This is a genomic window from Methylophaga sp. UBA4204 (assembly GCF_002379485.1).
Lineage (GTDB): Bacteria > Pseudomonadota > Gammaproteobacteria > Nitrosococcales > Methylophagaceae > Methylophaga.
Genome location: NZ_DFTU01000091.1, coordinates 22,401 through 29,735 on the forward strand (window position 1 = coordinate 22,401; position 7,335 = coordinate 29,735).

The window sequence follows — 7,335 nt, forward strand, 5'->3', positions numbered from 1 at the left end:
GACTTTATCAAAGTCAAAGCCATCCATCGGGCAAGAATCATATCCCATGCCTCTTGCCATCAACATAATATTCATGGCTGCAATGCTGGCCGAGCGAACGCACTCATCACGCTGGCCTTGATGATGGTTGGTATAATAATTTTCGATCGCTGGCAGTATGGCATTCTGTGCTGCCTGTGGAGCATGTTGCCAATAGCGTTCAGGCTGTTTTTCCCACGCATTCAAATCAGCGCACAAAACCAGCAGTAAAGAGGAATCTACTACTTGGGCCTGCCCCCATGCGGCTTCCAAAATTTGCTGGCGTTTTTCAGCATCTTTTACCCGGACAAATCGCCAGTGCTGAATATTAAACGCAGTAGGTGAGAGGATGGCATGTTCCATCAACTCATTAACTTCTGCTTCAGTCATTTGATGTGCCGGGTCATAGTGTTTGACCGAGCGACGAGTTTGAATCGCTTGTTTTATATCCATTGTTTTGCAGGGGTACTCAGTTAAGTTCAATTTTGAGATACAGCCATTGTTGTTCATCCTGATGACTGCGATAGGTTTTTGTATTCGTTTGCTGGCGTTGTTGTTCACCAATCTGGCCAATTAAAATCCATTGATTTAGCGGACCATTGACCGTGGTCAGTAAGCTGGTTGTTGAGATATCACCATTACGCTGCATCTTAGAGAATAATGGCAGGATATCGACCCGGGCCTGTTGATTGCCGAGAATATTCACTCTTGCCTGAAAGCCATTATCCAGTTGAATGTACTGGGTCGTTTCCTGAACTGCAATACCACCATGAGGGTAAAAAATAAGCTGTTGCTGATTATCAGCGACAGCGCGGCCCATTTGTATATCAATAGGCTGACCGGCAATACCCCTTGCCTGGTACTGCTGATCCCGTTCTCGACTGTTTTTGGTGGACCAGCGATTTATTTCCACGGATGAATTTTTCGGGTTCTCTAAATCAATATTAAGTTGATCATCGGCAAAATGTTCATCATTTAACTGTTGCTGGGTTCGCAGCACTGTGACTGTAAGGCTCTGCTGCCTGCTACCGAGCTGTTTGACCAAACGCTCTATTTCCTGAAAGTTTTGCGACGAACTTTTTATAATCAACAGATTGTCATGGCCACTAATGATTGTGTAGTTGTCTATCATGGGTTCAATCATGGGCAGTATTTCCGCCGCAAGTCGATGTTGCAATTCAATGGTGCGTATTTGATCGGCGTGGGCGGGTAATGCCAGCAAGAAAAACACTAGCGAAAAGATGATTTTCATAAATGTAACCGCCTTGTCGCAACATCTGCAGAGCTGTGATTCCAGCATTCTTCAAATTGTTGTTTGAGTTCCCGGACTGTCAAAGGATCATGCAGATTAGCCTGACCTTGATAGCGTTGATTGTTGAGACAACGTAAATAGCCGGAATGATCCACCAACATCACTATATTTTTTGGTCGTTGTTGTTTTTCTGAAAGAATATTCACGCTGATCGAACTGGTGAGTTTAGCTATTAACGGTAGCAGTCGATGGGAATTAATAATGCTACTTTGGGTTTCATCTACTAATATTCTTATCTGCGTACGGCGACTATTGATACAAAGTTGTTTCAAACAGTCGATTACTGACGGATGATCAAGCAGAACCATATCCATCTCACTGCCCAGAAAACAGATTTCCCGATGGGCAGTTTCAACCAAAGCCAAGGCAGCCGCAGCTGCCTCATGTTTTCCATCAAATGCGATGATTTGATTAGTGTCGGCCTGGTTAGAATTATCAGTCATTTAACAGTTTCTTGCCTGTTCAACAGCGTTACCGATATAACTTGCAGGCGTCATTTCTTTTAACGCAAATTTAGCGGCATCTGGCAAATCTAGAGTATCAATAAATTCATGCATGATTTGTTTGTTGACTCTCTGTCCACGAGTTAATTCTTTGAGCTTTTCATAAGGATTCTCAATTCCATATCGACGCATAACCGTCTGGATAGGTTCCGCTAACAACTCCCAGTTGGCATCTAAATCTGCAGCCATTGTTTCGGGAGCAGCTTCCAATTTGCTAATACCTTTCAGTGCAGAGCTGTAAGCCAGCATGGAGTGAGCAAAACCGACGCCGATATTGCGTAAAACGGTGGAGTCAGTCAGATCGCGCTGCCAGCGGGAAATAGGCAGTTTCATTGCCATATGATCAAAAGTCGCATTAGCAATACCCAGATTACCTTCTGCATTTTCGAAATCAATTGGGTTAACTTTATGTGGCATGGTGGATGAACCGATTTCGCCTTTAACGGTTTTTGGTTTGAAGTAACCAATGGAGATGTAACTCCAGACATCACGACAGAAATCAATCAGCACGGTATTAAAACGAATCATTGCCTGAAACAGTTCAGCAACATAGTCATGCGGTTCGATCTGGGTGGTGTATTTGTTCCAGCGCAGTCCCAGTCCAGTGACAAACGCATTGGCCATCATTGGCCAGTCCACATTAGGATAAGCCGCATAGTGGGCATTGTAGTTACCGACTGCACCGTTCATTTTCCCGTAAAGTAAAACCGCGGCGACGTGAGTGCGTTGCAGTTCAAGACGTTTTACAACATTGGCTAATTCTTTACCCAGTGTGGTGGGAGAGGCCGGTTGACCATGAGTGCGAGACATCATTGGTGTTTCAGCCTGTTCCTGTGCCAGTTTCTTCAGCGCACCTATTAAGGTGTCCATTTCCGGCAGAATAACGTTTTCCCGGGCATTTTTAAGCATAATGCCGTAAGCAGTATTATTGATGTCTTCCGATGTGCAGGCAAAATGCACAAACTCATTTACCGCATCAAGCTCGGCATTGTTTTTGAATTTACGTTTAATGAAATATTCAACCGCTTTCACATCATGGTTGGTTTCACGTTCGATAGCTTTAATCTCAGCCGCGTCTTCTACCGAGAAATCATTCATCAAATCGTTGAGGAATTTTTCAGCGTCTTCACTCAGTTTAGGTACTTCCTGGATATCTGCATTGGCGCCGAGTAAATGTAACCAGCGGCATTCCACTTCAACACGGGCTCGCAGCAGACCATACTCACTGAAATAGGGGCGTAAAGCCTTTGTTTTATCGGCATAACGACCATCAACTGGCGAGATGGCAGTAAGAGCAGTTAATTCCATGAAAACTCCATTAAAAATAAGCTGAAAATTGGCCGAAATTATAGCAGAACTCAGTCCTGATTCTGGATTTGATTCAGTTTGCTTTGTGAATTTGCGTTAAAATAACGGCCATCTTAGTTTCAACTTCGGAGCGTTTTCGTGCTGCAAGAATATCAAAAACATGTTGAAGAGCGTGCCGCAGAGGGTTTACCGCCTCTGCCGTTAGATGCAAAACAGGTATCTGACATCATTGAAGGGCTTAAACAACCTCAAAATACCGATAGAGAAGCACTGCTTGAGCTACTGATTCACCGCGTTCCACCCGGCGTGGATAAGTCAGCTTATGTAAAAGCAGGTTTTCTGGCGGCGATTGCCAAACAGGAAACACAATGTGATTTGATAACACCGGTTTATGCGACTGAACTGCTCGGTACCATGATGGGGGGATATAACATCCAACCCCTGATTGAGTTACTGGATTATGACGCAACCGCAGAGGCAGCAGAAAAAGCGCTTTCCAAGATTGTTATGGTTTATGACGCCTACCATGATGTAGTGGAAAAGGCTGAAACCAACCAATATGCCAAACGCATTTTACAATCCTGGGCTGAAGCCGAATGGTTTTTATCCCGACCCGCGTTAGCTGAAGCAATTACGCTAACTGTGCTGAAAGTCCCGGGCGAAACCAATACCGACGACTTATCACCAGCAACAGAAGCCTGGAGTCGTCCTGATATCCCGTTACATGCCAAGGCGATGCTGGTCAGCAAAATGCCTGACGCGCTTGATACCATTATCTCGCTGAAACAAAAGGGTCATCCCATTGCTTATGTCGGTGATGTTGTTGGTACCGGATCTTCGCGTAAATCTGCGATCAATTCAGTGCTCTGGCACATGGGCCACGATGTGGCCTATGTCCCGAACAAACGCCAGGGCGGTGTGATTTTAGGGAATAACATTGCGCCTATTTTCTTTAATACCGCGGAAGACTCTGGTGCCTTGCCAATCGAATGTAATGTTGATCAACTGGAAACAGGTGATGTCATTACGATCAAGCCATATGAAGGTAAAATTTATAACGAAGCCGGTGATGTCGTTTCTGAATTCACTTTACGGCCAACCACTATTGCTGATGAAGTACGTGCCGGTGGCCGTATCCCTTTGATTATAGGTCGTGGTTTAACCGATAAAGCTCGCGAAACATTAGGTATGCCACCATCAGATGTTTTCAAACGCCCTGTAGAACCTGTTCATAGTGATAAAGGCTTTACGCTGGCGCAGAAGATGGTCGGTGTGGCCTGTGGTGTGGAAGGTGTGCGTCCAGGTGCCTATTGTGAACCTAAAGTCACCACCGTCGGCTCGCAGGATACAACTGGGGCAATGACCCGTGATGAGTTGAAAGAATTAGCCTGTCTGGGGTTCTCGTCTGATTTGGTGATGCAGTCTTTCTGTCATACCGCGGCTTATCCAAAACCGGTTGATATCAAATTACAGCATGAATTACCGGAATTTATCAGTACACGCGGTGGTGTGTCATTACGTCCTGGTGACGGGGTTATTCATTCCTGGTTAAACCGGATGATCTTACCTGATACCGTTGGTACCGGTGGTGATTCGCATACCCGTTTCCCGATTGGTATCAGTTTCCCTGCTGGATCAGGTTTAGTAGCGTTTGCCGCTGCGCTTGGCGTAATGCCATTGGATATGCCGGAATCAGTATTAGTCCGTTTTAAAGGCGAAATGCAACCCGGTATCACGTTACGTGACCTGGTGAATGCTATTCCCTATGCGGCTATTCAGGAAGGATTGCTGACGGTTGAAAAGAAAGGTAAGAAAAATATCTTTAATGGTCGTGTTTTGGAAATTGAAGGTTTACCAGATCTGAAAGTCGAGCAGGCATTTGAACTGTCAGATGCATCGGCAGAACGTAGTGCTAATGGTTGTACTGTCAGATTAAATAAAGAACCGATCATTGAATTTTTGAATTCCAATATCTCATTAATGGAATGGATGATTGCAGAAGGCTATGCCGATGCCAGAACACTGCAACGTCGCATAGATGCCATGCGTGCATGGCTGGCTGATCCTCAATTGCTTGAGCCGGATGCTGATGCAGAATACGCTGCGGTTATCGAGATTGATTTGAATGAAATCAAAGAGCCATTGCTGGCCTGTCCGAACGATCCGGATGATATCAAACCCTTATCCGAAGTCGCTGGTGCTCATATTGATGAGGTGTTTATTGGTTCCTGTATGACCAATATTGGTCACTATCGTGCCGCCGGTAAAGTGCTGGAGAAAATGGGTAATCTGCCCGTTAAATTGTGGGTTGCTCCGCCGACCAAGATGGATCAGCATCAATTAACGGAAGAAGGTATCTACAGTATCTTTGGTCGTGTTGGTGCCCGCACTGAAACGCCGGGTTGCTCGTTGTGCATGGGTAACCAGGCACGGGTGGCTGATAATGCCACAGTTGTCTCAACTTCTACCCGTAACTTCCCGAATCGTCTGGGTAATGGAGCCGATGTTTATTTATCATCTGCAGAACTCGCGGCGGTAGTGGCCAGTTTGGGGCGTATTCCAACAGTTGCCGAATATCTGGAGAAAGTTGCCGGTATTCAGCCAATGGCTCATGAGATCTATCGTTATCTGAACTTTAACGAGTTGGAGCACTATCAACGTGCTAAAGCTAGTTAAATTGGTAACTCACAGAAACCAAAAAGGGCTGTTTTCACAGCCCTTTTTTTATGACTATTATTGGTAACGAGCTTTATTAGGTTTGAGCGTGTAAATCTGTCGCTGCCTGTAATAATTTATTGCTCTGCAATAAGAACTGCCAGCGTCTGCCACCTTTCTGTTGCCATAACACTGCAGCGCGAATTCCAGACAGCAGCAGAGCACGAATACGATTAACGTTATCAGCTTGTTGCAGATAAGTGGAATCACCAAACACCTGAATACGCGGCGTGAGTTCACTGACGGTACGCTGATAGATATCGGCGAAACGGGCAATTACCTGCGGACTGGTGATGCTGCCAAAGTATTCAATCTGTTGCGGAATCTGATCCAGTTCACGGGTAATCAGATCCAGCATTGCGGGGCGCTTTGCCAGTTTGCGTTGCAAGTGCAAAATTCCGATTGCATAGCGCAACACCACAATATCGCCAGGTTGTTTACGTTTCGATAGCTGATTATTGAACTGACGGATCCCCGTTGTTAATTTACTGATTTCACCATAAACCGATTCAGTATCAGGCGCATCCATCACCAGTAAACTCTGCAGCATGGTCTGCATATCATCGTTATCGACCTGACCGGTTTCAGCAATCTGCTGCACTAAAGTCACGGATTGCATCAAAGCGGAGAGAGCAATGACACGATCATGAATAATTGTTCTCTGACTCATGGATGCATCCCCGGAGCGTTGGTATCGATAATAATGCCACCGCCCAAACAGACATCATCCTGATAAAACACAACAGATTGTCCTGGTGTGACGGCGCGTTGTGGCGAGTCAAATTCAACCTGAATATTGCCTTGTTCATCCTGAGTGATGAGGCAGGGCTGATCTGGTTGACGATAGCGGGTTTTTGCACTGGCACGACATGGCAATTCCGGGGCTTCGCCAGCCACCCATGAAAGTTGTTCAGCGGTAAGTTTAGTGCTGTAAAGCCATTCATGTTCACCTTGAACAACATATAAAATTCGCTTTTCCATATCCTTGCCAGCCACAAACCAGGGCTCACCGCTGCTGTTTTTACGACCACCAATGCCAAGGCCCTGGCGTTGGCCGAGGGTGTAATACATTAACCCTGAATGTTCACCAATTTTTTCGCCTTCCGGGGTGCGCATTTCACCGGGTTGAGCCGGAATGTAACGCCCCAGAAACTCGCGAAAACGTCGCTCCCCGATAAAGCAGATACCGGTGCTGTCTTTTTTGTCGTGATTGATAAAGCCAGCTTTTTCGGCAATCTGACGCACTTCGGTTTTTGGTAATTCGCCCAGCGGGAAAAGAGTACGGGATAATTGCGCCTGACCAAGGGTATACAGGAAGTAACTCTGGTCTTTGCTGTTATCCAGGCCTTTCAATAACTGAAATTTACCTTCATGTTCGCGCACTCGTGCGTAATGACCGGTGGCAATCAGATAGCCACCCAATTCCATGGCGTGATCTAAAAAAGCTTTAAATTTGATTTCACGATTACACAGAATATC

At 45.7% G+C, this 7,335-nt stretch carries 7 protein-coding genes; 1 reads left to right on the forward strand and 6 read right to left on the reverse strand.

Going from position 1 to position 7,335, the window contains the following annotated elements:
* From B3182_RS13645 to purB, 4 genes are all read right to left on the reverse strand, one after another.
* A partial coding sequence (locus tag B3182_RS13645) for a nitroreductase family protein (RefSeq protein WP_292753111.1) occupies positions 1-471 on the reverse strand: 471 nt, incomplete at its 3' end.
* A 16-nt stretch (positions 472-487) separates the two neighbouring features.
* Complete coding sequence (locus B3182_RS13650) at positions 488-1,270, reverse strand: hypothetical protein (RefSeq protein WP_292753113.1); 783 nt, start codon at positions 1,268-1,270, stop codon at positions 488-490.
* Positions 1,267-1,773, reverse strand: coding sequence for a hypothetical protein (locus B3182_RS13655; protein ID WP_292357281.1), 507 nt, complete (start codon positions 1,771-1,773; stop codon positions 1,267-1,269). The genes B3182_RS13650 and B3182_RS13655 overlap by 4 nt, the downstream gene beginning before the upstream one ends.
* A complete protein-coding gene (purB, locus tag B3182_RS13660; RefSeq protein WP_292753116.1) occupies positions 1,774-3,141 on the reverse strand; it encodes an adenylosuccinate lyase in 1,368 nt (455 codons plus the stop codon).
* A gap of 138 nt (positions 3,142-3,279) precedes the next feature.
* Here purB and acnB point away from each other — a divergent pair, with 138 nt between their 5' ends.
* Complete coding sequence (gene acnB / locus B3182_RS13665; protein ID WP_292357276.1) at positions 3,280-5,817, forward strand: bifunctional aconitate hydratase 2/2-methylisocitrate dehydratase; 2,538 nt, start codon at positions 3,280-3,282, stop codon at positions 5,815-5,817.
* Positions 5,818-5,893: 76 nt separating this feature from the next.
* On the opposite strand, the gene hflD is transcribed toward acnB, so the two are convergent.
* Both hflD and mnmA read right to left on the reverse strand, forming a co-directional pair.
* Complete coding sequence (gene hflD, locus B3182_RS13670; protein WP_292357273.1) at positions 5,894-6,526, reverse strand: high frequency lysogenization protein HflD; 633 nt, start codon at positions 6,524-6,526, stop codon at positions 5,894-5,896.
* Positions 6,523-7,335: tRNA 2-thiouridine(34) synthase MnmA (gene mnmA, locus B3182_RS13675; protein ID WP_292753119.1), on the reverse strand; the 813-nt coding region annotated here is incomplete at its 5' end. The genes hflD and mnmA, both read right to left, overlap by 4 nt.